The 299-nt window shown below is 39.8% G+C and carries 1 tRNA gene; it reads left to right on the top strand.

The window, feature by feature from the left end:
- The first annotated feature begins 14 nt into the window (after nt 1-14).
- Nucleotides 15-91: transfer RNA gene (locus ACXAGX_RS20620), tRNA-Ile, on the top strand.
- Nucleotides 92-299: the final 208 nt, after the last annotated feature.

Raw genomic sequence — 299 nt, 5'->3', positions numbered from 1 at the left:
AAGCTGATGATAACAGGCTTGTAGCTCAGCTGGTTAGAGCGCACCCCTGATAAGGGTGAGGTCGGCAGTTCAAGTCTGCCCAAGCCTACCAATTCTTTCTCATGCCGCGTCAGATAAAACCTCATGTGCTGGAGCACACTACGGTTTCATCTTCCTTGCCTGAAAAAGAATGTAAATAGAAACGAAGTTGGTCGAAAAAAAGAATGATAAATCCTAATGAATTTTTACTCTTTGAGTAAGTATTGATTAGGGTTTTTTACTCTAAACCTGTTCTTTAACAATTTGGAAAGCTGATATTA

Source organism: Alteromonas sp. ABV4_515, from assembly GCF_056160345.1.
This window is presented reverse-complemented; position numbering and strand designations above follow the sequence as displayed.